Origin of the sequence: Streptomyces sp. NPDC058326 (genome assembly GCF_042879855.1) — a bacterium.
GTDB lineage: Bacteria > Actinomycetota > Actinomycetes > Streptomycetales > Streptomycetaceae > Streptomyces.
On sequence record NZ_JBHVZO010000001.1, the window covers coordinates 391127 to 415545 of the forward strand.

General features: G+C 72.4%; 18 protein-coding genes. 7 read left to right on the plus strand and 11 right to left on the minus strand.

From position 1 onward, the window contains the following. Positions 1-303: 303 nt before the first annotated feature. Positions 304-771, minus strand: a complete 468-nt coding sequence (locus ACFVYX_RS01665) for a DUF1772 domain-containing protein (RefSeq protein ID WP_389679264.1) — start codon at positions 769-771, stop codon at positions 304-306. A 33-nt stretch (positions 772-804) separates the two neighbouring features. Continuing rightward, positions 805-2421: a von Willebrand factor type A domain-containing protein gene (locus tag ACFVYX_RS01670; protein WP_389679265.1), complete on the minus strand. Its 1617-nt coding sequence runs from the start codon at positions 2419-2421 to the stop codon at positions 805-807. Positions 2422-2600: 179 nt separating this feature from the next. Between ACFVYX_RS01670 and ACFVYX_RS01675 the strand changes: the two genes are divergently transcribed. Next, complete coding sequence (locus ACFVYX_RS01675; RefSeq protein WP_389679266.1) at positions 2601-3356, plus strand: DNA-binding response regulator; 756 nt, start codon at positions 2601-2603, stop codon at positions 3354-3356. 19 nt (positions 3357-3375) lie between these two features. Here ACFVYX_RS01675 and ACFVYX_RS01680 read toward each other — a convergent pair whose 3' ends face one another. Next, complete coding sequence (locus ACFVYX_RS01680) at positions 3376-4251, minus strand: ABC transporter permease (protein ID WP_389679267.1); 876 nt, start codon at positions 4249-4251, stop codon at positions 3376-3378. Beyond that, positions 4248-6968: a CocE/NonD family hydrolase gene (locus ACFVYX_RS01685; protein WP_389679268.1), complete on the minus strand. Its 2721-nt coding sequence runs from the start codon at positions 6966-6968 to the stop codon at positions 4248-4250. The genes ACFVYX_RS01680 and ACFVYX_RS01685 overlap by 4 nt, the downstream gene beginning before the upstream one ends. 234 nt (positions 6969-7202) lie before the next feature. Between ACFVYX_RS01685 and ACFVYX_RS01690 the strand changes: the two genes are divergently transcribed. Next, entirely contained in the window at positions 7203-8384 is a 1182-nt protein-coding gene (locus ACFVYX_RS01690; protein ID WP_389679269.1) for a S8 family peptidase, read from the plus strand. Between the two features lie 67 nt (positions 8385-8451). Here ACFVYX_RS01690 and mmsA read toward each other — a convergent pair whose 3' ends face one another. The 4 genes from mmsA to iolC are packed head-to-tail and all read right to left on the minus strand — an operon-like array spanning position 8452 to position 13679. Continuing rightward, positions 8452-9954, minus strand: coding sequence for a CoA-acylating methylmalonate-semialdehyde dehydrogenase (gene mmsA, locus ACFVYX_RS01695; protein WP_389679270.1), 1503 nt, complete (start codon positions 9952-9954; stop codon positions 8452-8454). A gap of 14 nt (positions 9955-9968) precedes the next feature. Further along, positions 9969-11825: a 3D-(3,5/4)-trihydroxycyclohexane-1,2-dione acylhydrolase (decyclizing) gene (gene iolD / locus ACFVYX_RS01700; protein ID WP_389679271.1), complete on the minus strand. Its 1857-nt coding sequence runs from the start codon at positions 11823-11825 to the stop codon at positions 9969-9971. After that, positions 11822-12646 carry a 5-deoxy-glucuronate isomerase gene (gene iolB / locus ACFVYX_RS01705; RefSeq protein ID WP_389679272.1) on the minus strand — a complete coding sequence of 275 codons (825 nt, stop codon included), beginning with the start codon at positions 12644-12646 and terminating at the stop codon, positions 11822-11824. Before iolB ends, iolD begins: the two co-directional genes overlap by 4 nt. Positions 12647-12656: 10 nt before the next feature. After that, positions 12657-13679 (minus strand): 5-dehydro-2-deoxygluconokinase, encoded by a 1023-nt coding sequence (gene iolC / locus ACFVYX_RS01710; RefSeq protein WP_389679499.1) that lies wholly within the window; start codon positions 13677-13679, stop codon positions 12657-12659. 189 nt (positions 13680-13868) lie between these two features. Here iolC and ACFVYX_RS01715 point away from each other — a divergent pair, with 189 nt between their 5' ends. Next, complete coding sequence (locus ACFVYX_RS01715) at positions 13869-14798, plus strand: sugar phosphate isomerase/epimerase family protein (RefSeq protein WP_389679273.1); 930 nt, start codon at positions 13869-13871, stop codon at positions 14796-14798. Positions 14799-15061: 263 nt separating this feature from the next. Beyond that, on the plus strand, positions 15062-15259 hold the full coding sequence (locus ACFVYX_RS01720) for a helix-turn-helix transcriptional regulator (RefSeq protein WP_389679274.1): 198 nt from the start codon (positions 15062-15064) through the stop codon (positions 15257-15259). A 100-nt stretch (positions 15260-15359) separates the two neighbouring features. On the opposite strand, the gene ACFVYX_RS01725 is transcribed toward ACFVYX_RS01720, so the two are convergent. Next, the gene (locus ACFVYX_RS01725; protein WP_389679275.1) at positions 15360-17711 is read right to left on the minus strand and encodes an MMPL family transporter; all 2352 of its coding nucleotides are present in this window, start codon (positions 17709-17711) and stop codon (positions 15360-15362) included. 163 nt (positions 17712-17874) lie between these two features. Between ACFVYX_RS01725 and ACFVYX_RS01730 the strand changes: the two genes are divergently transcribed. Next, a complete protein-coding gene (locus ACFVYX_RS01730; RefSeq protein ID WP_389679276.1) occupies positions 17875-18603 on the plus strand; it encodes a TetR/AcrR family transcriptional regulator in 729 nt (242 codons plus the stop codon). On the opposite strand, the gene ACFVYX_RS01735 is transcribed toward ACFVYX_RS01730, so the two are convergent. Continuing rightward, positions 18581-19831 (minus strand): cation:proton antiporter, encoded by a 1251-nt coding sequence (locus ACFVYX_RS01735; RefSeq protein ID WP_389679277.1) that lies wholly within the window; start codon positions 19829-19831, stop codon positions 18581-18583. The genes ACFVYX_RS01730 and ACFVYX_RS01735 overlap by 23 nt on opposite strands. A 154-nt stretch (positions 19832-19985) precedes the next feature. Between ACFVYX_RS01735 and ACFVYX_RS01740 the strand changes: the two genes are divergently transcribed. Further along, entirely contained in the window at positions 19986-20210 is a 225-nt protein-coding gene (locus ACFVYX_RS01740) for a heavy-metal-associated domain-containing protein (RefSeq protein ID WP_389679278.1), read from the plus strand. A 72-nt stretch (positions 20211-20282) separates the two neighbouring features. After that, positions 20283-22508, plus strand: a complete 2226-nt coding sequence (locus ACFVYX_RS01745; RefSeq protein WP_389679279.1) for a heavy metal translocating P-type ATPase — start codon at positions 20283-20285, stop codon at positions 22506-22508. 533 nt (positions 22509-23041) lie between these two features. On the opposite strand, the gene ACFVYX_RS01750 is transcribed toward ACFVYX_RS01745, so the two are convergent. Further along, positions 23042-24331 carry a citrate synthase gene (locus tag ACFVYX_RS01750; RefSeq protein WP_389679280.1) on the minus strand — a complete coding sequence of 430 codons (1290 nt, stop codon included), beginning with the start codon at positions 24329-24331 and terminating at the stop codon, positions 23042-23044. Between the last annotated feature and the right edge of the window lie 88 nt (positions 24332-24419).

The following is a 24419-nucleotide window of genomic DNA, read 5'->3' on the forward strand; positions in this document are numbered from 1 at the left end:
CCCCCGTAGGCATGTCAATAAGAAACCGGAGGGTATGGAAACCCGACCCTGGATATCAGGGTGATTCACCCCCTTTATGGGGGTATTGGGGCGTCAGGATTTCATCACACACAGGGGTGAACGCAGCCCGGAAGACTGTTTCCGGACTCGGAGGTACGCTTTTGCAGGGTCCTTGCGGATGACTGAGAGGCCGACACGCACGAGTTCACGCCAGAATCGGGCCGCTCGGTACGGTTCCGAAGCGGCCTGCGGGGGACGGCGGGGCCGGGAGGGGGCGGACGGGGCCGCCGCCCGGGCTCCGACTCAGAGCACGGCGGCGGCCGTCAGCAGGGCGAACGCGACGGTGACCAGAGCCGTACGGACGCGGTGGAAACCGTTCCAGCGCTTCTCGAAGGCCGCCCGGACCGTCGCCGGGTCGTCACCCGTGGCCTCCGACGCGGCCAGCGCCGTGTTGAGCGGGACGTTGCCGCCGATGGTGACCGCGTGGTTGAGGACCGCGCACACGAGCCCCGCGAGGACGAGCCACTTCTGTGTGTCCGTGCGGTCGTCGACGGGGACGAGGAACGCGGCGGCGGGGAAGGCGACGGCCCCGAGGAAGACGGTCAGGAACACGGCCTTCGGCACGTACTCGTTGATCCGGCGCATCGCCGTGACGAACTCGGCGTCCGTCAGCCGGGCGAGCGCGGACATGATGCCGGTCTGGAAGATCAGCATGAAACCGGCGTAGAGGCCGGTGCATCCGACGGCGAGGGCGAGCAGCAGGGAGGCCATGGGGCCATTCTGGCCCGCTGCCCGCCACGCGCGTCAGCTGTAAGGATCCCCCGATCCCGACTCGCCCTCCCCCGAGGGGATCTCGCCCTGCCCGTCCCCGGTCAGCCCGTAGGCCTGCCGGACGGCGTCGGCCAGTTCGCGGACCACCGCCGAACCCGAGCGTTCGGCGATCGCCCCCGCGTGGTTCGCGAGCCGGTGCAGCCCCGGCGAGCCCGGCAGGTCGCCACCGCGCAGGGCCTCCGCGAAGTAGGCGGTGATCGCCGTGAGCTGCAGACTCTCGTGCCCGCCGCCCCAGAGGTCGGCGGCGAGCCCGCCGGTGGCGACGGAGCCGGAGCGCTCGCGCGGCGCCCGGGTGGCCGGGTCGAGCCAGCGGACGGTGGCGGTGGCGACCGGACCGGTCGCGCCGGGCCGGGTCTTGACCGCGTAGAGCGCGGTGACGGTGTGCCCGGCCCCGACCTCGCCGCCGTCGACCCGGTCGTTCCGGAAGTCCTCGTCGGCGACCTTCCGGTTCTCGTAGCCGATCAGCCGGAACTTCTCGACGGTCCGCCGGTCGAAGGAGACCTGCGCCTTGGCGTCCCGGGCACGCAGCTCGACATGCGAGGGCAGCTGGTCGACGAAGACCTTGCGGGCCTGCGCGGACGTGGAGACGTACGTGGTCTGGCCGTCGCCCCGGTCGGCGAGCTGCTCCATGAACGCGTCGCCGAACTCGCTGCCGACACCGACGCCGAAGAGGGTGATCCCGTACTCCCTCCGCTCCTCGTCGATGCGTTCGAGGATCGTCCCGGCCTCGGTGGCACCGGTGTTGGCGAGCGCGTCGGAGAGCAGCACGACCCGGTTGGTGGCGCCCTTCCTGTGGCCTTCGACGGCGACGTCGTAGCCGGTGGTGACGCCCGCCTCGACGTTGGTGGAGGCGCTCGTCTCGAGCGCGTCCACCACCTCACGGATGCGGCCCCGCGCGTCCCCGACCCGGGTCATCGGGAGCCGGGTCTCGGCCTCGTCGCTGAAGGTGACGAGCGCGATCGAGTCGTCGTCGCGGAGCCGGCCGGCGAGCAGCCCGAGGGACTCCTTGACCAGGTCGAGCCGGCCGGGCTCGGCCATCGAGCCGGAGACGTCGACGACGAAGGTGAGGGCGGCGGGCGGCCGTTCGGCGCCCCGGTCCGCGCCCCGGGTGGCGAGCCCGACCCGGACGAGGGACCAGCCGTCCTGCCCGGTGCGGGCCCCGTCGAGCGTGACGCTGAAGCCGTTGTCCGCGGGACGCGGGTAGTCGGGGCGGAAGCTGTTGACGAACTCCTCGGGGCGCACGGTCTCCGGGTCGGGCAGCCGTCCCTCGGCGAGGGTCCGGCGGGCGTAGCCGTAGGAGGCGGTGTCCACGTCCAGGGCGAAGGTGGACAGGTAGTCGGGGGCGGGCGCCCTTGAGCCGCCCGCGCTCTCCTTCCCCTCCTCGTACGCGCCGTCGGGGCGGACGCTCTGGGCGCCGTCGGGGGCCGCGGGGGCGGTCCTGCCGCCCTTCGCACTCGTCCGGTCGACGGTGCGTTCGCCGTCGCCCGCCCCACAGCCTCCGACGGTGAGCCCGGCCGCGAGCAGCCCCGCGAGTACGGCCGGGAACCGGCCCCGGCGTCGCCCGGGCGTCCGGGCCTCGTGTCGATGCATTTCATCTCCCCCTCTTCGTACGGCACTTGTGACTGTGACGAACGAGAGGCCCGCCCGGAGCCGTCGAAGGGGTTGCGGATGGATCTCGATGCGGCAACGGCGGCCGGCTTGACGACGGTTGGCATGGATTCGCCATCCTTCTCAACAGGGCTTGTCACCGTGTGCAGTCGCATGCGTACATGGAGTGGACATCGATCGGGCGGGGGTGGTCAGCGGTGGCGGAGAGCGCGGGCTCCGTGGTGCTCGCCCGTTCGGCGATGAATCGGGCCGTGACCGAGGGTCAGCGGCCCGCGGGGCGCTCGGTCCGGGGCGCGCGGCGCATCAGCGCCGCGCTCGCCGGGCTCGCCGCTTCCACCCGGTACGAGCTGTTGACCTTCGACGACCCGGTCGCCTCGGCGGGCTGCGCGATCCCCGAGCCGTTCCTCCAACTGGCGGGAGCGTGCATGCGCGCGGCGGCCGAGCGGGCCGGCGAGGTCAGACGGATCGTGCCGCGGCACGCCCTGGCCCGGCTCGAAGGGGGTCTCGCGCTCCCCGGCCGGGCCCGCCTGGCGGAGGCCATCCCGTTCAAGATGATCGTCGTCGACCGGACGGTGGCCGCGGTCCCCCTCGATCTGGAGCTGCTCTACAACGGGCTGCTGCTGATCCGCGACCCCGTGGTGGTGCAGGCCCTCGCCCGGGCCCACCACGCCTGCTGGGCGACGGCCGAGGAGCTGACGTACGCGCCGCCGCCCCCGGCTCCGCCGTGCGATCTGCCGCCGCAGCTGCGTCCGGTGCTCGACGCCCTCCTGTCGGGGGTCACGGACGAGACGGCGGCGGCCCGGCTGGGCATGTCCGCGCGGACGTACAGCCGGCGGGTCGGCGAGCTGATGGCCGCCCTCGGCACGACGAGCCGCTTCCGCGCGGGCGCGGAAGCGGCTCGGAGGGGGTGGCTGTGAGAAGACCCTGAGCCGGGTCCTACGAGACGATGTCCTTGCGGGCGAACCCCCGGAAGGCGAGCGCGAAGAGGACGAGGGCGTACGTCAGGGAGATCGCGGTCCCCTTTACCATGCCGCCCCACTCCAGCTGGGGCTGGAGCGCGTCGATCCAGGCGAACTGCCAGTGCGCCGGCAGGTACTCGCGCCAGTCGCCGAGCGCCGTGACGGCGTCCAGGACGTTGCCGACGATGGTCAGGCCGACGGCGCCGCCCACCGCACCGAGCGGGGCGTCGGTGCGGGTGGACAGCCAGAAGGCGAGACCGGCGGTGACCAGCTGGGAGGCGAAGACGAACGCGACGGCGACGGCGATGCGGAACAGCGCGTCCCCCGCGGGCACCGAGCCGCCGGTCGGCAGCTGGAGCGGTCCCCAGCCGTAGGCGACCGTGCCCACGGCCAGGGCCACGAGCGGAAGGAGGACCATCGCGGCCGCGCTGTAGCCGAGGGCGACCGCCAGTTTGGAGGCGAGGAGCCGGGACCGGGGCACGGGCGCGGCCAGGAGGTAGCGCAGCGAGGACCAGCTCGCCTCGGAGGCGACGGTGTCCCCGCAGAACAGCGCCACCGGGATGACGAGGAGGAAACCGGCCGAGACGAAGAGGCAGGTCGCGGCGAAGTTGGCGCCGGAGGCGGTCGCCGTGTCCATCAGGGTGATCCGGCCGTTGCGGTCACCGTCCTCGCCTCCGATCGCGAAGGCGATGATCAGGATGAACGGCAGGGCGACCAGGATGCCGCCCATGATCAGGGTGCGGCGCCGCTTCCACTGGCGGAGGGCCTCGACGCGCAGCGGCAGGGTGCGTCCGGCGCGGTAGCCGGGGGCGGACTCCGCGGGGGCCGTGGGGGTGTCGAGCGACTGGCTCATGCCGATCCTCCTCCGATCAGGGTCAGGAACGCGTCTTCGAGGCGCCGGTGCGGTCCGACGCCGGTGAGCGGTACGTCCAGGCGTACGAGTTCGCCGATGAGGGTGGTGGCGTCGGTGCCGTCCAGACGGACCAGGAGTCCGCCGTCGGTGCGGGTGGCCGAGCCGACGCCGGGCAGGGCGGCGGCCTTCTCGACGAGCGCGTCGTCGATGTCCCCTGCCAGGGTCACGAGCAGGGTGTCACCGGAACCGGTGATCTCGGCGACGGGACCGGCCTGCACGAGCTGTCCCCGGTCCATGACGACGAGGTGGGTGCAGGACTGTTCGACCTCCGCGAGGAGGTGGCTGGAGACGATGACGGTGCGGCCGCCGGCCGCGTACCGGATCATCACCTCCCGCATCTCGCGGATCTGCGGCGGGTCCAGTCCGTTGGTGGGCTCGTCCAGGATCAGCAGGTCCGGCAGGCCGAGCATGGCCTGGGCGAGGGCGAGTCGCTGCCGCATGCCCTGCGAGTAGGTGCGCACCGCGCGGTCGAGGGCACCGCCCAGGTTCGCGATCCGCAGGGCCTCGTCGAGGTGCGCGTCCTCGGCGGGGCGGCCGGTGGCCTTCCAGTACAGGTCGAGGTTCTCCCGGCCGTTGAGGTGCGGCAGGAAGCCGGCTCCCTCGACGAAGGCGCCGACCCGGGAGAGGACCGGGGCGCCGGGCCTGATGGCCTGGCCGAAGACCCTGATCTCCCCCTCGTCGGGGGTGATGAGGCCCATCAGCATGCGCAGGGTGGTGGTCTTTCCGGCGCCGTTCGGTCCGAGGAGTCCGAGGACCTGGCCCTGTTCGACGCGGAAGGAGACGTCGCGGACGCTGTACCGGTCGCCGCCCTTGTACTTCTTGGAGAGGCCGGTGATCTGGAGCGGTACGGCGGCAAGACCGGGGTCGGGCGCGGGGGCGGCGGTGCGGCGGCGGGCCGTGAGCAGCAGCGCGGCGGCGACGGCGAGGCCGAGGAGCGGCAGGCCCCAGACCCACCAGGGCAGGGCGGCGGCCTGGGTGTCGACGCCCGGCGCGGTCGGGACGGTGAGCGGGCTCTCGACGGCGACGGTGTAGCCGGCGGGGACGGCCGGGGACGCGTAGCCGAGGTCGGTGGCGGCGACGACGAGCCGGAGCCGGTGCCCGGCCTCCACCTCGTGGTCGATCGCGGGCAGGGTGAGGGTGACGCTCTTCCCGGACTCGGCGCCGTCGACACGGACGGGGGTGACGAGCTGCGCGGGCAGTACCTGCTGCCGGCCGTCGGGCCCCACGTCGTACACCTTGGCGAAGAGGACGGCGGAGCCGTCGGTGCCGGTCGAGGTGACCTTGACGCGGACGGTCGGGGTACCGGTGATCCGGAGCGGTTCGGTCACCGGTTCGGCGTCGAACCGGGCGTGCTGGCCGGGGAAGTCGAGGGAGATGCCGACGCCGAGCGAGGAGAGTCCGGCGACTCCGCCGCCGAGGCCGGGAACGGCGGAGACGGCGGGCGGGGCGGCGCCGGCGGGGTTGGTGAAGGACTGGGGGCGTCCGGCGAGCGGGACGTCCGTGGTGCCGGCGGTGAGGCCCGGGTAGCGGTCGGCGGTCGCGGCCCGCAGGGTGGCCTGTCCGTCGGTGGAGTCGACGCCGCCGGTACGGCTGACCCGGAAGGCGGGGCCGGTGTCGACGGAGGTGTCGCGCTTCAGCCAGCGGTCGAACCAGGTGCTGACGCGCCGCTCGACGCGCTCGGTCTCGCGGTCGCCGCCGTCGTGGCCGCCGGAGATCCAGTCGACGGCGACGGGGGCGCCGTTGGCGGTGAGGGCCTTGGCCATGGCGTCGGACTGGGCGAGGGTGAAGAGGGAGTCGGACTGGCCCTGGACGAGGAGGGCGGGGACCTTGATCCGGGCGCCGACGGCGGAGGGGCTGCGGGCTTCGAGGAGGGCGCGGGCGGCGGCGTCGGGCTTTCCGGAGACGGCGACGCGCTGGTAGAGGGCGCAGAGTTCGGGGGTGAATCGCCCGCAGGCGTCGGGCGCGCCGACGGTCTTTCCGGCACCGGTGACAGCGCCCCTCCCGGCCCCGGCGCCCGTCTCCTGTGCCGTCGCGGGTCGCTCGCCCGCTGTCCCCGGCTGGTTGCCGGCGGAGAAGAAGATGCCGGCCCACAGCTTCTTGAAGACGCCGTCGGGGAACAGCGCGTCGGCGAGGTTCCAGTAGGTGATCCGGGGGGCGATGGCGTCGACGCGCGGGTCGTGGCCGGCGGCGAGCAGGGAGACCGCGCCGCCGTAGGAGGCGCCGGTGACGCCGACGCGCGGGTCGCCGGCCTTGTCGAGGAGGACCTCGGGCCGGGCGGCGAGCCAGTCGATCAGCTTCCGGGCGTCCTTGACCTCGTGGTCGGGGTCGTTGAGGCCGATCTGCCCGGTGGAGGCGCCGAAGCCCCGGGCGGACCAGGTGAGGACGGCGTACCCGTCACGGGCGAGCTGCTCGGCCTGGGCGCGGACGTCCTCCTTGGAGCCGCCGAAGCCGTGGCCGAGGAGGACGGCGGGCCTGCGCCCGTCGCCGTCGCCGGTGAAGTACGAGGTGTCGAGCCGTACCCCGTCGAGGTCGAGCATCCGGTCCGCGCGGTGCACGGGCGGCGGATCGTCCGAGGCGACGGCGGTCCAGGTGCCGGCACCCGCGAGGACGGCGAGGACGGCGGTGACCGCGGCCCACCGGGGAAGTCGGAGTCGCATGGTGTCGAGCCTAAGCGGGCTGCCTGTGGGCCACGGCTGACCGCAGAGGGATTCGGCGGCGTCCTGGAGTCGTACGCGGGACGTTCCGTGTACAGCGGGCGCAGTACACGCGTCCGGTGAGGAGAGCGTGGGGGAACGGCGAACGACCGAAACGAACTCTTGTGTTGCTCATGTCAAGACGTCACTCTGTGGGGCACCCCACCCGGTCCACGAAGGGTTCAGGTGCCCCACCGCATGAATCGCATCCCCCGCCGCCTCACGGCACTCGTCCCCGTCCTCGCGCTCGCCGCCGGTATCCAGTTCGCCGTCTCCCCCACCGCCCAGAGCGCCCCCTCCCCCGGTGATCTGCGGCTCGCCCCGGCCGCCACCGCCCTCGAGAACAGCTGGATCGTCGTCCTCAAGGACGGTTCGACCCGCGCCGCCGACCTCGGCGCCACCCCGAAGCACGTCTACCGCTCCGCCCTCAAGGGCTTCTCCACCACGATGTCGAAGGCCCGGGCCGCCGAGCTCGCCGCCGACCCCCGGGTGGCGTACGTCGAGCAGAACGCGACCGTACGGATCGCCGACACCCAGACCGGGGCCACCTGGGGCCTGGACCGGGTCGACCAGCGCGACCTGCCGCTCTCGACGACGTACACGTACGACACCAGCGCGTCGAACGTCACCGCGTACATCATCGACACCGGCATCCGCACCTCGCACGGCGAGTTCGGCGGGCGGGCCACCGTCGGGACCGACACCGTCGGCGGCGGGCAGAACGGCCAGGACTGCCAGGGGCACGGCACCCATGTGGCCGGCACCGTCGGCGGTGCGAAGTACGGCGTCGCCAAGGGCGTGAAGCTGGTCGCCGTCCGTGTCCTCGACTGCGCCGGCTCCGGCACCACCGCCGGTGTCATCGCGGGCGTCGACTGGGTGACGGCCAACGCGGTCAAGCCCGCCGTCGCCAACATGAGCCTCGGCGGCGGCGCGAACACCTCCCTCGACAACGCGGTGAAGCGCTCGATCGCCTCGGGCGTCTCCTACGCGGTGGCCGCCGGCAACGGCAACATCCTCGGCTGGCCCGCGAACGCCTGCAACTACTCCCCCGCCCGCGTCCCCGAGGCCATCACCGTCGGCGCCACGGACTCCGCCGACAAGCGGGCCTCCTTCTCCAACTACGGCACCTGCGTGGACCTCTTCGCGCCGGGCGTCTCCGTCACCTCGGCGTGGAAGGACAACGACACCGCGACCAACACCATCTCCGGCACCTCGATGGCCGCCCCGCACACGGCGGGCGTCGCCGCCCTCTACCTGGCGGCCCACCCCACGGCCACCCCGGCCCAGGTGAGCACCGCGCTCGCGAACAACGCCACGAGCGGCAAGGTCCAGGACCCGAGGACCGGCTCCCCGAACAGGCTCCTGCACTCGCGCTGGTAGGCGCACGCACGGCAGAGGCCGGGCCCCGGGGTACGTGCCCCGGGGCCCGGCCATGCGTATGAGGGGATCAGTGGTTGCGCGGGAAGCCCAGGTCCACGCCCGCCGGGGCCTCGGACGGGTCCGGCCAGCGGGTGGTGACGACCTTGCCGCGGGTGTAGAAGTGCACGCCGTCATTGCCGTAGATGTGGTGGTCGCCGAAGAGCGAGTCCTTCCAGCCGCCGAAGGAGTGGTAGCCCACCGGCACCGGGATCGGTACGTTCACGCCGACCATGCCGGCCTCGACCTCCAGCTGGAAGCGGCGGGCGGCGCCGCCGTCACGGGTGAAGATCGCGGTGCCGTTGCCGAACGGCGAGGCGTTGATGAGGGCGAGGCCCTCCTCGTACGTCCCGGCGCGCAGCACGCAGAGCACCGGGCCGAAGATCTCGTCCTGGTACGCCTTGGCCGTGGTCGGCACGTGGTCCAGGAGGGAGAGGCCGATCCAGTGGCCGTTCTCGTGGCCCTCGACCGTGTACCCGGTGCCGTCGAGGACGACCTCGCAGCCCTCGGCCGCCGCGCCGTGGACGTAGGAGGCGACCTTGTCGCGGTGGACGGCCGTGATGAGCGGGCCCATCTCGGAGGTGGGGTCGTTGCCGGGGCCGATCTTGATCTTCTCGGCGCGCTCGCGGATCTTCTGCACCAGCTCGTCGCCGATGGCGCCGACGGCCACGACCGCCGAGATCGCCATGCAGCGCTCGCCGGCGGAGCCGTACGCCGCCGACACGGCCGCGTCGGCCGCCGCGTCGAGATCGGCGTCCGGGAGGACCAGCATGTGGTTCTTGGCGCCGCCGAGCGCCTGGACGCGCTTGCCGTTGGCGGAGGCGGTGGTGTGGATGTGGCGGGCGATCGGGGTCGAGCCGACGAAGGAGATCGCGGAGACGTCCGGGTGCTCGAGGAGGCGGTCGACGGCCACCTTGTCGCCGTGCAGGACGTTGAAGACACCGTCCGGGAGGCCCGCCTCGGCGAGCAGCTCGGCGATCTTCAGGGACGGCGACGGGTCCTTCTCGCTGGGCTTGAGGATGAAGGTGTTGCCGGTCGCGATGGCGATCGGGAACATCCACATCGGCACCATGGCCGGGAAGTTGAAGGGCGTGATGCCGGCGACGACGCCGACGGGCTGGCGGATCGACGCCACGTCCACGCGGTTCGAGACCTGGGTGGAGAGCTCACCCTTGAGCTGGGTGGTGATGCCGCAGGCCAGGTCGACGATCTCCAGGCCGCGGGCGACCTCGCCGAGCGCGTCGGAGTGGACCTTGCCGTGCTCGGCGACGATCAGCTCCGCGATGGCGTCGCGGTTGGCGTCGAGCAGCGCGCGGAACGTGAAGAGGATGGTGGTGCGCTGGGCGAGCGAGGAGGTGCCCCAGGTGGCGAAGGCGTCCTTCGCCGCGGCGACGGCGGCGTCGACCTCGTCGACGGAGGCGAGCGCGACCCGGGTGGTGACGGTGCCGGTGGCCGGGTCGGTGACCGGGCCCCAGTTGCCCGACGTGCCCTCGACGGTCTTGCCACCGATCCAGTGGTGGACGGTCTTCGTCATGACGAGTTACTCCTTCAGAGATGGCGGCGTCGGGCGGTGACGTGCCGGTCGTACCCCTCGCGGGCCTTGACCGCCGACGGGCGGGTCGAGGTCTCGGCCACGGGCACATCCCACCACGCCTGGGCCGGGGGCGGGCCCGACACTGTGTCTGCCGTTTCGGTCTCGACGTAGACACATGTGGGAACCGTCGTGGCGCGCGCGTCCGCGAGGGCTTCCCGCAGGTCACGGACGGTGCGGGGGCGCAGCACCCGCATCCCGAGGGAGGCGGCGTTGGCGCCGAGGTCGACGGGGAGCGGGGGTCCGGTGAAGCCGCCGTCCCGGTCCCGGTGGCGGTAGTCGGTGCCGTACCGCTCGGCGCCGACCGCCTCCGAGAGACCGCCGATGGAGGCGTAGCCGTGGTTCTGCAGGATGATCAGCCGCAGGGGCAGGCGCTCCTGCACCGCGGTGACGATTTCGGTGGGGTTCATCAGATACGTACCGTCGCCGACGAGCGCCCAGACGGGCCGGCCGGGTGCGGCGAGCAGGACACCGATGGCCGCCGGGATCTCGTAGCCCATGCAGGAGTAGCCGTACTCGACGTGGTACTGGTCCGGCGAGCGCGTCCGCCAGAGCTTGTGGAGGTCGCCGGGGAGCGATCCCGCGGCGTTGATCAGGATGTCGCTTCCGTCGACCAGAGTGTCGAGTACGCCGAGGACCTGCGCCTGCGTGGGGCGGGCGTCCTCGTCGGGGACGGCGTAGGCCGCGTCGATCCGTTCCTGCCAGTCCCGCTTGGAGAACGTCCACTGCGCCATGGACTGGCGGTGGTCGCCGAGCGCCTCGGTGAGGGCGGTGAGGCCCTCGCGGGCGTCGGCGACGAGCGGCAGCGCGCCCTGCTTGTGGGCGTCGAAGCCGGTGATGTTGAGGTTGAGGAAGCGGGTGCCCTCGGAGAAGAGGGTGCCGGAGGCCGTGGTGAAGTCGGTGTAGCGGGTGCCGACGCCGATGACCAGATCGCCGGCACGGGCCAGCGCGTTGCCGGTGGAGCTGCCGGTGTGGCCGACACCGCCCGCTTCACAGGGGTGGTCGTACGGCAGGACGCCCTTGCCGGCCTGGGTGGTGACGACGGGCAGGCCGACGCGCTCGGCGAGGGTGCGCAGGGCGTCCTCGGCGCCGCTGTACCGCACTCCGCCACCCGCGATGACCAGCGGGCGCACGGCGCTCCGCACGGCCTGGACGGCGGCGTCGAGTTCGGCCGTGTCGGGGCGGGGCCGGCGGATCCGCCAGACCCGCTCGGCGAAGAACTCCTCGGGCCAGTCGTACGCCTCCGCCTGGACGTCCTGCGGCAGGGCCAGGGTGACGGCGCCGGTCCCGGAGGGGTCGGCGAGGACCCGCGCGGCTTCGAGGGCGGCCGGGATCAGGGCGTCGGGCCGGGTGACCCGGTCGAAGTAGCGCGAGACGGGTCGCAGGCAGTCGTTGACGGACACGTCGCCCGCGTACGGGACCTGGAGCTGCTGGAGCACGGGGTCGGCGGGGCGGCCCGCGAAGGTGTCGCCCGGGAGGAGCAGGACCGGCAGGTGGTTGACGGTGGCGAGGGCGGCGCCGGTGACGAGGTTGGTGGCGCCGGGGCCGATGGAGGTGGTGACAGCGTGCGCGGAGAGCCGGTTCCGCTGCCGGGCGAAGCCGACGGCGGCGTGGACCATGGCCTGTTCGTTGCGGCCCTGGTGGAAGGGCATGCGGGGCTCTTCGAGGAGCGCCTGGCCGATCCCGGCGACGTTCCCGTGACCGAAGATGCCCCAGGTGGCGGCGATCAGTCGGTGCCGGGCTCCGTCGCGCTCCGTGTACTGGGCGGCGAGGAAGCGCACGAGCGCCTGGGCGACGGTCAGCCGGATGCTCATGCGTATCCCTCCGTGTGGTCCGGGTGGAAACAGATCTTCCACTCCCGGCCGGGGCCTGGGCCCGCCATGACGTTGAGGTAGTGCAGGGCGTGACCCGGCTGGGCGATCGAGGGGCCGTGCCAGCCGTCGGGCACGAGGACGGCGTCGCCGTCCCGGACCTCGGCGAGGAGCTCGGCGCCGCCGGGCCGTGAGGGGGAGATCCGCTGGTACGCGAGGCCGTTCGGGCCCTCGATCTCGTAGTAGTAGATCTCCTCCAGGACGGACTCGGCCCCGGGTCGGTGCTCGTCGTGCTTGTGCGGCGGGTAGGAGGACCAGTTGCCGCCGGGCGTGACGACCTCGACGGCGATGAGCCGGTCACAGTCGAAGGCGTCCGCCGAGGCGAAGTTGCGCACCTGGCGGGCGCGGTTGCCGCTGCCCCGCGTCTCGACGGGAACCTCCGGCGCGGGGCCGTAGCGGGCGGGGAGTCGTCGCTCGCACTTCGCTCCTGCCAAAGCGAAGCGGCCTCCCGCACCGGAGGCGATCTGGGCGTGGGCGTCGCGCGGTACATAGGCGAAGTCGGTCACCCCTTCGAACACGCTCGCGCGGCCCAGGAGTTCGATGATCTCGCCGTCGACGCGCACGCTACAGGCACCGGAGAGGGGAAGCACGACCCATTCGGAATCCCCGCTCCCGAAGGAGTGGAACTCCCCGGGTCCGAGGGTGAGGACCCGCAGGGCGGAGTACGTCCATCCGGCCCGGCGGGGGTCGATGTCGACCGTGTACGGGCCTCGGGCGGCGGTTCCGGCGGGCAGGTGGAGGGACGGGGGACGGTCAGGGCTCATGGCGCCATCCCTACCCCTCCCCGGGCGGGGTTCCGCTGCCCGGGCTCTCCGGCAGGGTTCCGCTGCCCACGCTCTCCGGCAGGGTTCCGCTGCCCGCGGCGAGGGCCTCGGTGATCTCCCGGGCGTACGGCATGGCGGACGAGCAGGCGAGGCGGCCGGCGACGATCGCGCCGGCGGCGTTGGCGTGGCGCAGGACGGTGTCGAGGTCCCAGCCGGCGAGCAGCCCGTGGACGAGCGCCCCGCCGAACGCGTCGCCCGCTCCGAGGCCGTTGACGACCTCCACCGGCAGCGGCGGCACCTCGGCGCACGTCCCGTCGGCGGCGAGCGCGAGGACACCCCGGGGGCCTTGCTTGACCACGGCGAGCCGGAGCCCGCCGCCGTCGCCGTCGCCTCGTCCGCCGGCGAGGAGCGCGCGGGCCGCCGCGTACGGCTCGCGCTCTCCCGTCCCCACCTCGACCTCGTCGAGGTTGCCGACGGCCACGGTCGCGTACCGCAGCGCCTCCGCGTAGTACGGGCGGGCCGCCGCCGGGTCCGTCCAGAACATGGGCCGCCAGTCCAGGTCGAGGACCGTCAACTCCCGGCCTGACCTGGCCTTCAGTGCCGCCAGGGTCGCGGCGCGGCTCGGTTCGGCGCTCAGCCCTGTGCCGGTCGCCCAGAAGACGCGGGCGGCGCGGATCGCGTCGAGGTCGAGCTCGTGCGGGTGGATCTCCAGGTCGGGGGCCTTGGGCCGCCGGTAGAAGGTGAGCGGGAAGTCGTCGGGCGGGAAGAGGGCGCAGAAGGTGACGGGCGTGGGGTACTCCTCGACCTCTGCCACCCAGCGGTCGTCCACCCCGAAGTCCTTGAGCTCGCGGCGCAGATAGGTGCCGAAGGCGTCGGCGCCGGTGCGGGAGACGAGTGCGGTGCGGCGGCCGAGCCGGGCGGCGGCGACGGCCACGTTGGCCGGGGAGCCGCCGAGGAACTTGCCGAAGGTCTCGACCCGGTCGAGCCCGACGCCGGTCTGGAGCGGGTACAGGTCCACGCCGAGGCGCCCCATGGTGATCAGGTCGTACGGCTCCGTCTCCACGCGCCACCTCTCGGCTCGGCCCCGCCCCGGGTCTGCCCGCACCCAGGTCTAGCCGTCCGCCCGGAGGCGTGTCAACGATATGTCCGGACATTCGGACGAGCGGTTCCGGCGGGGCGGCCTGCTTGACGCTGCTCGCGGGCCACGGCCAAGGTGGCAGGCATGACGAAGCCGTCGCCGCAGCCGTCGCCGTCCCCCCGGACCTCCCGCATCCGGGTGGGCTCCGCCCCGGACTCCTGGGGGGTGTGGTTCCCCGACGACCCCCGGCAGGTGCCCTGGCAGCGCTTCCTCGACGAGGTGTCCGGCGCGGGGTACGAGTGGATCGAGCTCGGACCGTACGGCTATCTCCCCACCGACCCGGGCGTCCTCACGGAGGAGACCTCCCGCCGCGGCCTCAGGGTCTCGGCGGGGACGGTCTTCACCGGTCTCCACCGCGGCCCCGGGGTCTGGGACCGCACCTGGGCGCACGTCGCCGAGAACGCGGCCCTCGCGCAGGCCATGGGCGCGGACCACCTCGTCGTCATCCCGTCCTTCTGGCGGGACGACCGCACGGGCGAGGTCCTGGAGGAGCGGACCCTGACCTCCGGACAGTGGCGGGACCTGACGCGGCTCACCGAGCGTCTGGGCCGGGAGGTGCGGGAGCGGTACGGGCTGCGGATCGTGGTCCATCCGCACGCCGACACCCATCTGGACGGCGAGGAGAGCGTCACCCGGTTCCTCGACGCCACCGACGCGGAGGCGGTCTCGCTCTGTCTGGACACCGGGCACTACGCGTACGCGGGCGGGGACAGCGTCAAGCTGATCGAGACGTACGGCGAGCGGATCGGCTACCTCCATCTCAAGCAGGTCGACCCGGAGGTCCTGGCCGGGGTGGTGGCGGAGGAGGTGCCGTTCGGACCGGCGGTGGCGCGCGGCGTGATGTGCGAGCCGCCGTCCGGGGTGCCGGCCCTGGAGCCCGTCCTGGCCGCCGCGGAGGCCCTGGACGTGGATCTGTTCGCGATCGTGGAGCAGGACATGTACCCGTGCGAGCCGGACGTCCCGTTCCCCATCGCGCTGCGCACCCGGCGCTTTCTGCGTTCCTGCGGCGTGTGACCGGCGCATACCTGCCCGACCAGGGGTGACGCACGCGGACACACCGGCCTCCTGATACATCTCTTTCGTCACGTACGTCCTTCCGGCGTCACACATGTCTCCGTTACGCGGGCTTTCCGTCACAGGCGCACGACAGGCGCTCTCCTCCGGTCTGAAGCGGCCGTTGCAGGGGGCACAGGCTCAGTGATCGCCACACGCCCGCCCGCAGCGCCCCCGAACGGCACCCCCGCCGCCGCTGCGCGGTGCGCAGGGAGGTACCAGGCATGACGGACAAGAGGCTCTGGTCGTACAAGGACATCGCGGCACACATCCGGGTGCAGCCCGACACGGTCCGTTCCTACCGGAAGCACGGACTGCTGCCGGCTCCCGACCAGGTGGAATCGGGCAAGCCCTTCTGGTACGCGGACACGATCCGCGCCTGGGTCGCCAGCCGCCCGGGCAATCGGGGCCGCCGCGACTGACGGAAGCCACCGGCCGGGGACCGCCGGGCGCCGTCACGGCGCCGGTCGTGCCGGGACCGCCGGGCCACGGAACTCTTCCGGGGCCCGGCGTCCGGCTGTCTCATCCGCGCAGGGAGGCGGCCTCACGCCGCCGCCCGTCGGATGCCTCGGGCACCTCGGGCGCCTCGGCTGATCTTTCGGTGTCCGAGGGCCGGCCGGGGGCGGCTCCGTCCGACTCGCTGATGCCGAAGCGGTCGTGGAAGCGCCGCAGGGGGCCCGGTGCCCACCAGGTGAGCCGGCCGGTCAGCTTCATCACGGCGGGGACGAGAAGGCTGCGGACCACCATGGCGTCCATGAGGACGGCGAGGGCGACACCGAGGCCGAGCATCTTGGTGTTGGTGACGCGGGAGGTGCCGATGGCGACCATGACGACGGCGAGGATCACGGCGGCGGCGGTGATGAGGCCGCCGGTGCGCCGGAGGCCGAAGCGGACGGAGTGCTCGTGGTCGCCGGTGGCGTCGTACTCCTCCTTGATGCGGGAGAGCAGGAACACCCCGTAGTCCATGGAGAGTCCGAAGGCCACGCAGAACATGAGGACCGGCAGGGTCGTCTCGATGTCTCCGGTGGGGGTGAAGCCGAGGAGGCCGGAGAGGTGGCCGTCCTGGAAGACCCAGACGACCGCACCGAACATCGCGGTGAGACTGAGGGCGTTGAGGACGACGGCCTGGACGGGGATGAGGACGCTGCCGGTGAGCAGGAAGACGAGGAGCAGCGTGACGAGGACGATGATGCCCGCCGCCCAGGGCAGCCGCTCGGCGAGGGCGTCCTTGGAGTCGACGAGGACGGCGGCCTGTCCGGTGACGGAGGTCTCGAACGGGGCGGGCGCGGCCCGCAGTTCGGCCACGGTCCGCTGGGCCTCCGCGCCGACGGCCTCGCCCTCGGGCACGACGGTGAAGTAGGCGTGGCCGCCGTCGGCGGTCACCGGCCCGTCGGCGCGTGCGACGCCGTCGAGGACGGTGATCCGCTCGCGGTAGGCCGCGTACTCGGCGGGGGTGGCCGGGCCCTCGGCGAGGATGGTGATCCCGCCCCCGGGGTCGCCGGGGAAGCCGTCCCTCAGCTGGTCCTGGACGACCCGGGAGGAGGCGGTGACGGGGAGCTGGCGGTCGTCTGCGGTGCCGAACTCGACGCCGAGGAAGGGCAGTCCGAGGAGGACGAGTCCCGCGGTGGTGAGGACGGCGAAGACGGGCGCCCTGCGCATGACGAGCGCGGCGGCCCGCGCCCAGCCCGCGCCCTCGCCGCCTTCGCGTGCACCCGCGGCGTCGCCGCCTTCGTGCGCACCCGCGCCGCCGGTGGCGGTCTTCCGGGCGGCGCGGCCGCGCCGGAGAAGGCGCCGCAGGTCGAGCGCGTTGACCCGGTCGCCGAGCAGGACCAGGGCCGCGGGGAGCAGGGTGAGTGCGGCGGTCGCCGCGAGCAGGACCACGGCGATCCCCGCGTACGCGAAGGAGCGCAGGAAGTACTGCGGGAAGACCAGCATCGCGGCGAGCGAGACGGCGACGGTCAGGGCGGAGAAGAGCACGGTCCGTCCGGCGGTGCGCAGGGTGGTGCGCACGGCGGTGTACGTGTCGGCCCCGGCGGCGAGCTCCTCGCGATAGCGGCGGACGACGAACAGGGCGTAGTCGATGGCGAGTCCGAGACCGAGGGCCGTCGTCAGGTTCTGCGCGAAGACCGAGACGTCGGTGAACTCGGTGATGCCGCGCAGGGCCGCGTTGGTGCCGAGGATGGCGACGATGCCGACGCCGAGCGGCAGCAGGGCGGCGACGGCGCTGCCGAAGACCATGACGAGGAGGACGAGGGTGAGGGGCAGGGCGATGAGTTCGGCCCGCAGCAGGTCCTCCTGGATGACCACCTGCATCTCGTGGCGGACGGCGAGGCCGCCGCCGAGGGTGACCTCGACGGGGCCGTGCGTGCCGCGGTACTCGGGGGCGATCCGGTCGAGGACGGCGGCGGCGTCCTTCTCCTCGCCGGCGATGCGGGCGGCGATCACGGCCTGCCCGCCGTCCTCGGAGCGGAGGGCGGGCGAGCCGGTGGACCAGTAGGAGCCGACGCCGTCGACGCCCGGCTCGGCGTCGAGCCGCTCGGCCAGCCTCCGGGCCTCGGCGGCGACCGCCGGGGCGTCGACACCGGCCGGGCCGGCGTCCACGAGCAGCAGCAGATTGGGCTGGGAGCCCGGGAAGTGGCGCTCAAGGGCCTTCGTCGCGTACGTGGATTCGGCGGCCGGGTCCTCCCAGCCGCCGCTGCCCATACGGTCGGCGACGCCGCCGCCCGCGAGGACGGCGAGGGCGGTGAGGACGAGGGCCACGAGGAGCGTGAGGCGCGGCCGTGCGGTCACGAACCGCGTCCACCCTCCGGACCCGCTCGGGCTCCCGCCCCCGCGCGCGCCCCCCTCGGGCGCTGTTTTCTTGACTTCGGCCATGACGAGGTGTCCCCTTCACCTGACCCGTGCGCCGGTCTCCCGACAGGGCACATGGGTCGCCCGTTGCCATAGACTGGCAAACACGAGTGATCACTCGCGTTTCTCAAGAATGCGAGCGACCTCTCGCATTTGTCAAACGTGTTGAGGAAAGCTGGGGACAGTCATGTCCGAAGACATGCCCGACGGCGTGCCCGGAGACGTGTCCGGGGACATGTCCGGCGCCGCGTCCGGAGACGCCTCCGGCGAGTCGAAGCCGCGCCGCCGTCAGGCGCGCGGCGAGCGGCGTATCGCGCAGTTGCTACAGGCCGCCGCGAACGTCTTCTGCTCGAACGGCTACACGGCGGCGAGCACCAACGCCATCGCGCGCGAGGCCCATGTCTCGCCGGGCACGCTCTACCAGTACTTCCCGAACAAGGAAGCCATCGCCATCGAGCTCGGTGAGCGCCTCCTGCACCAGATGCGAGAGGCCCACGGCCAGGCGTTCACCCCGGAGAACCTCGGCCTGCCGCTGCCGGAGCTGCTCGACGCCGTGGTCGACCCGATGATCGAGTTCAACTGCGCGAACCCGGCCTTCCTCGCCCTGATGCACGGCTCCGACGCACCCGGCCGGATCGCCGAGGAGCACGACGCCCTGCACGTCTCGCTGCTCGCCCGGGTGCGGGAGGTGATCGCGCACTACGCCCCCGGCATACCGCCCCAGGACCGTGCGCGCATCGCCGACATGACCTTCGCGACCTTCAAGGGCGGCCTGGACCTCGTGCTCGCCGCGCCCGAGGGGCCCGAGCGGGACGCCGTGATCGCCGAGCTGAAGACCCTCCTCCTCCGCTACCTCATCCCCCTGACCGAGGGCTCGTCCCCGGCGCCGCCGGTCACCACGACTCGGAACCGCTGACGGACCCCCCGGGCCGGGCCGCGCGGTCGGCCCCGGCCCCGGGAGCGGCCCCGGATCCCGGAGAGGCCCCCGCCCGCAGCTTCAGCGCGAGCAGCGGGAAGACGAGGACGGAGACCATGGCGGCCCCGACAAGGGCCGCCGCCTCGCCCGCCCCCAGGACCTTGTCGTCCACGCCGATGGTGGTGATCGCCACGACGAGCGGCAGGGCGGTGGAGCCGTACAGGACGAGCCCGGTCCGGTCCTTCCGGCCCAGGTCGCGCGGGGCGAGGAGCCAGATCGGCCCGCCGCGCACCAGCAGGAAGAGCAGCAGGAAGAGCGGGAGCAGAAGCAGGGTCCTGCCGCCGGAGAGGAGCGAGTCCAGGTCGAACTCGATCCCGGTGACGACGAAGAAGACGGGGACGAGGAAGCCGAAGCCGACGCCCTCGACCTTCTCCAGGACGCGCGGGCCGGACTCGGGCGCGGCCCCCGTCAGCACGAGCCGGGTGACGAGTCCGGCCGCGAAGGCGCCGAGCAGCACGTCCAGGCCGAGGGCCGTCGACGCCCCGAGCATCAGGGCGAGCAGCAGGAAGACGAACCGGACCGCGAACTGGCCGCTGGTGTCCAGAGTCCTGGCGATGATCCTGGAGAACCACGGCGGGCGCGGCCGCAGCGCCCAGTACACGGCGCCGGCGGTGAGCGCGGCGAAGACGGCGAGGAGCGCGGTCGACTCCCCCGCGCCGCGCCCGCTGAGCAGCAGCGCCATGGCGATGATCGGGCCGAACTCGCCGACGGCGCCGAAGGCCATGACGACCGAGCCGAACCGTCCGTGGAGGTCGCCCGCGTCCCGGAGCACCGGCAGGACGGTTCCGAGCGCGGTGCTGGTGAGCGCCACCCCGATGAAGACGCCCTTGGCGTATCCACCGCCGAGCAGGATGCCGGCGGCGAGTCCGAGCACGACGGAGGTCAGCCAGGCCCGGATCGAGCGACGGAGGGTGTCGCCGCGGACCTTGCCGAACTCGATCTCGTACCCCGCGAGGAAGATCAGCATGGTAAGGCCGAGCTCGGAGAGGCCGTCGATCAGCTCGCTCGGGCGGGCCCAGCCCAGGACGTCGGGGCCGATGAGGATGCCGAGCAGGATCTCGAAGATGACGAGGGGGACGGGGAGCTTCCGCCCGACCACGTAGGCGAGCAGCGGCGCCAGGACGGCGATCGCCATGATCAGGATGAGCGTGATCCCCGAATGCGACATATCGGGTATTTATCATGGGTTCCGGCCGGCGACTCCCGGCTCCGGCTCGACGTCGCCGGTCGTGACCCGGCCCACACGCCGGGCGTGCGTGCAATCCATACCCCCTAGGGGTATTATCTGTTCCTGTAAGGATCCGCACCCGGAGGAGCGCGCCATGTCCGCAGAGACGAAGACCGAACTCACCACCGTCTACCACGTCAAGGGCATGACCTGCGGCCACTGCGAAGGCGCCGTCTCCAGCGAGATCTCCGAGCTTCCCGGCGTCTCCTCGGTCACGGCCGTCGCCAAGACCGGCGAGGTCACCGTCGTCTCCGAGTCCCCGCTCGACGTGGAGGCCGTACGCGCCGCCGTCGACGAGGCCGGATACGAGCTGGTCTGACCAGCCCCCCGCCGACACCCCGCAGGGCCGTACCGTTACCTGGTACGGCCCTGCTCCCGTTTGGAACCGCCCATGACGTCCACCATCACCGAGCTGACGATCGGTGGCATGACCTGTGCCTCCTGCGCCGCCCGCGTCGAGAAGAAGCTCAACCGGATGGACGGGGTGACCGCGACGGTCAACTACGCCACCGAGAAGGCACGGGTCGCGCACCCCCCGGAGCTGACGGTCGACGACCTGATCGCCACCGTCGTCAGGACCGGCTACACCGCCGAGGAACCCCCGCCGCCAGAACCCGAGCCCGCGGACGAGCCGCGGCCCGCGCGGGAGCCCGAGGACCCCGAGCTCGCCTCCCTCCGGCAGCGGCTCACCGTCTCCGCGCTCCTCGCCGCGCCCGTCGTCCTGCTCGCCATGGCCCCCGCCCTCCAGTTCGACAACTGGCAGTGGCTCTCGCTCACCCTCGCCGCCCCCGTCGTCGTCTGGGGCGGACTGCCCTTCCACCGGGCCGCCTGGACCAACCTCCGGCACGGCGCCGCCACCATGGACACCCTCGTCTCCGTCGGCACCCTCGCCGCCTTCGGCTGGTCGCTCCGTGCCCTCTTCCTCGGCGACGCGGGCATGCCCGGCATGCGGCACGGCTTCGACCTGACCGTCGACCGCGCCGACGGCAGCTCCGCGATCTATCTGGAGGTCGCGGCCGGGGTCGTCACCTTCATCCTGCTCGGCCGCTACCTGGAGGCCCGCGCCAAAAGGAAGGCCGGTGCGGCGCTCCGGGCCCTGATGGAGCTCGGCGCCAAGGACGTGGCAGTCCTCCGCGGAGACACGGAGGCACGGATCCCCGTCGGCGAACTGCGGTCCGGCGACCTCTTCGTCGTACGCCCCGGGGAGAAGATCGCCACCGACGGCACCGTCGCCGAGGGCGCGTCGGCGGTCGACGCCTCACTGCTCACCGGTGAATCCCTGCCGCTCGACGTCACCGAGGGCGACACCGTCACCGGCGGCTGCGTCAACGTCTCCGGCCGGCTCGTCGTCGCAGCCACCCGCGTCGGCGCCGACACCCAGCTCGCCCGGATGGCGAAACTCGTCGAGGACGCCCAGAACGGCAAGGCCGAGGTGCAGCGGCTGGCCGACCGGATCTCCGCCGTGTTCGTCCCCGTGGTGCTCCTCATCGCCCTCGGCACCCTCGTCACCTGGCTGCTCGTGACGGACGACCCGACCGCCGCGTTCACCGCCGCCGTCGCCGTCCTGATCATCGCCTGCCCCTGCGCCCTGGGCCTCGCCACCCCGACCGCCCTCCTCGTCGGCACCGGCCGCGGCGCCCAGCTCGGCATCCTCATCAAGGGCCCCGAGGTCCTGGAGTCCACCCGCCGCGTCGACACCGTCGTCCTCGACAAGACGGGGACGGTCACCACCGGCCGCATGCGGCTGACGGGCGTCCGCGTGTACGGCGGGAAGTACGGCACCGAAGCCACCGACGAGCTCCGGCTGCTGCGGCTCGCGGGCGCCCTCGAACACTCCTCCGAGCACCCCGTGGCCCGCGCGATCGCCGCCGGCGCCGCCGAACGCTGCGGCGGGCTCCCCGTACCCAAAACCTTCGAGAACGTCCCCGGGCTCGGGGTCCGCGGCTCGGTCGACGGCCACCTCGTCCTCGTCGGCCGCGCCGCCCTGCTCACGGCCGAAGGCGTCGAGGTCCCGGCGGGCGTGCCCGAGCCCGGCACCGTCCACGTCGCCTGGGACGGAGTGGCCCGGGGCACCCTGACCGTCGCCGACACCGTCAAGGACACCAGCGCCGAGGCCGTCGCCCGGCTGCGCGCCCTGGGACTGCGGCCCGTGCTGCTCACCGGGGACCACCGGGCGGTCGCGGAGGCCGTGGCGGCCGAGGTCGGCATCGACGAGGTGATCGCCGACGTGCTCCCCGCGGAGAAGGCCGAGGTGGTCCGGCGGCTCCAGGCCGAGGGCCGGACGGTCGCGATGGTGGGCGACGGGGTGAACGACGCCGCCGCGCTCGCCGCCGCGGATCTCGGCCTGGCCATGGGGACGGGGACGGACGCGGCCATCGAGGCGAGCGATCTGACCCTGATCCGGGGCGACCTGCGGGTCGCGGCGGACGCCATCCGGCTCTCCCGCCGGACCCTGGCGACGATCAGGGGAAACCTGGGCTGGGCCTTCGGCTACAACGTCGCCGCGCTGCCCCTCGCGGCGGCCGGACTGCTCAACCCGATGATCGCGGGCCTGGCCATGGCCCTTTCGTCCGTGTTCGTCGTTTCCAACAGTCTGCGGCTGCGGCGCTTCGCGTGAATTCACCCACACGTGACGCACAGGACCTTCACAAGGAGATCTAGATCACAGATATTGGGGGGTAACCATCTGGGCTGTTCGCGAGTCTAAGTGGGCGATGCCAGAGAACGTCTTGGGGGACGTTCACCGGGAGGTCTTGGGGGACGTCCCGGAATTGGCAAGCGTTGGCCGGGGCACGTGCACCGGGGAGCTTTGAGCGGCCCTCCCGTACGTACCCCGGCAGACCGCGCGCAGCGGCCCGACCCGCGTCGCTTCCGCTGACGCGGCAGACGCCCGGCCCGGATCCCGTGGGGGGAATCCGCACCGGGACATGGGAAGCGCCCCGCCTGCCGACCCGTGGGGGGATCGGTAGCGCGGGGCGCTTCCTCTTTCTCAAGGGCTCGCTCGCCTCCGGGGCGGTGGAGTCGGCGTCGGGAGGGTGATCGTGCTCGACCCTCCTTCGTCGGGCCTCCACGCGATCACCCTCCCGACGCCGACGCGCCCCTTCGGCTCACTCGCCGCCAGGGCGGCACCCCTCATTCACGGCGAAGCGACTAGCGGGCCTCGACCGGGACGAAGTCGCGGAGGACCTCGCCCGTGTAGATCTGGCGCGGGCGGCCGATGCGGGAACCCGGCTCCTTGATCATCTCGTGCCACTGGGCGATCCAGCCGGGAAGACGGCCGAGCGCGAAGAGCACGGTGAACATCTCGGTCGGGAAGCCCATGGCGCGGTAGATCAGACCCGTGTAGAAGTCCACGTTCGGGTAGAGGTTGCGCGAGACGAAGTACTCGTCGGAGAGCGCGTGCTCCTCCAGCTTCAGCGCGATGTCGAGCAGCTCGTCGGACTTGCCGAGGGCCGAGAGGACATCGTGCGCCGCCGCCTTGATGATCTTGGCGCGCGGGTCGAAGGACTTGTACACCCGGTGGCCGAAGCCCATCAGGCGGACGCCGTCCTCCTTGTTCTTCACCTTGCGGATGAAGGAGTCGACATCGCCGCCGTTGGCCTGGATGCCTTCCAGCATCTCCAGGACCGACTGGTTGGCGCCGCCGTGCAGCGGACCCCAGAGGGCGGAGATGCCGGCGGAGATCGAGGCGAACATGTTCGCCTGCGAGGAGCCGACCAGACGCACGGTGGAGGTCGAGCAGTTCTGCTCGTGGTCCGCGTGCAGGATGAGCAGCTTCTCGAGGGCCGCGACGACGACCGGGTCCAGGTCGTACTCCTGCGCCGGGACCGAGAAGGTCATGCGCAGGAAGTTCTCGACGTACCCGAGGTCGTTGCGCGGGTAGACGAACGGGTGACCGATCGACTTCTTGTACGCGTACGCCGCGATCGTCGGCAGCTTGGCGAGCAGCCGGATCGTGGAGAGGTGACGCTGCTCCTCGTCGAACGGGTTGTGGCTGTCCTGGTAGAACGTGGACAGCGCGGAGACCACCGAGGACAGCATCGCCATCGGGTGGGCGTCCCGCGGGAAGCCGCGGAAGAAGTTCTTGACGTCCTCGTGGACCAGCGTGTGCTGGGTGATCTCGTTCTTGAAGGTCGCGAGCTCGTCGACCTTGGGAAGCTCACCGTTGATCAGCAGGTACGCCACCTCAAGGAAGGTGGAGCGCTCGGCCAGCTGCTCGATGGGGTAACCGCGGTACCGCAGAATCCCCTGCTCACCGTCGAGGTAGGTGATCGCGGATTTATAGGCGGCGGTGTTGCCGTATCCGCTGTCCAGGGTGACCAGACCGGTCTGGGCTCGGAGTTTCCCGATGTCGAAGCCCTTGTCGCCGACGGTGCTCTCGACCACCGGGTAGGTGTATTCACCGTCCGCGTACCGCAGTACTACAGAGTTGTCGCTCACGTCATCCCTCACCGACGTAGTGCCTCTTCTTCGAGGTGCCCTGACTGTCTCTACCATCCCCCATTTGGCTCAGGAGAGTGCACTCGGG

Coding starts and splice junctions, on each gene's coding strand:
- ACFVYX_RS01665 (WP_389679264.1), bottom strand. CDS start 771: ATGGCCTCCCTGCTGCTCGCCCTCGCCGTCGGATGCACCGGCCTCTAC.
- ACFVYX_RS01670 (WP_389679265.1), bottom strand. CDS start 2,421: ATGCATCGACACGAGGCCCGGACGCCCGGGCGACGCCGGGGCCGGTTC.
- ACFVYX_RS01675 (WP_389679266.1), top strand. CDS start 2,601: ATGGAGTGGACATCGATCGGGCGGGGGTGGTCAGCGGTGGCGGAGAGC.
- ACFVYX_RS01680 (WP_389679267.1), bottom strand. CDS start 4,251: ATGAGCCAGTCGCTCGACACCCCCACGGCCCCCGCGGAGTCCGCCCCC.
- ACFVYX_RS01685 (WP_389679268.1), bottom strand. CDS start 6,968: ATGCGACTCCGACTTCCCCGGTGGGCCGCGGTCACCGCCGTCCTCGCC.
- ACFVYX_RS01690 (WP_389679269.1), top strand. CDS start 7,203: ATGAATCGCATCCCCCGCCGCCTCACGGCACTCGTCCCCGTCCTCGCG.
- mmsA (WP_389679270.1), bottom strand. CDS start 9,954: ATGACGAAGACCGTCCACCACTGGATCGGTGGCAAGACCGTCGAGGGC.
- iolD (WP_389679271.1), bottom strand. CDS start 11,825: ATGAGCATCCGGCTGACCGTCGCCCAGGCGCTCGTGCGCTTCCTCGCC.
- iolB (WP_389679272.1), bottom strand. CDS start 12,646: ATGAGCCCTGACCGTCCCCCGTCCCTCCACCTGCCCGCCGGAACCGCC.
- iolC (WP_389679499.1), bottom strand. CDS start 13,679: ATGGGGCGCCTCGGCGTGGACCTGTACCCGCTCCAGACCGGCGTCGGG.
- ACFVYX_RS01715 (WP_389679273.1), top strand. CDS start 13,869: ATGACGAAGCCGTCGCCGCAGCCGTCGCCGTCCCCCCGGACCTCCCGC.
- ACFVYX_RS01720 (WP_389679274.1), top strand. CDS start 15,062: ATGACGGACAAGAGGCTCTGGTCGTACAAGGACATCGCGGCACACATC.
- ACFVYX_RS01725 (WP_389679275.1), bottom strand. CDS start 17,711: ATGGCCGAAGTCAAGAAAACAGCGCCCGAGGGGGGCGCGCGCGGGGGC.
- ACFVYX_RS01730 (WP_389679276.1), top strand. CDS start 17,875: ATGTCCGAAGACATGCCCGACGGCGTGCCCGGAGACGTGTCCGGGGAC.
- ACFVYX_RS01735 (WP_389679277.1), bottom strand. CDS start 19,831: ATGTCGCATTCGGGGATCACGCTCATCCTGATCATGGCGATCGCCGTC.
- ACFVYX_RS01740 (WP_389679278.1), top strand. CDS start 19,986: ATGTCCGCAGAGACGAAGACCGAACTCACCACCGTCTACCACGTCAAG.
- ACFVYX_RS01745 (WP_389679279.1), top strand. CDS start 20,283: ATGACGTCCACCATCACCGAGCTGACGATCGGTGGCATGACCTGTGCC.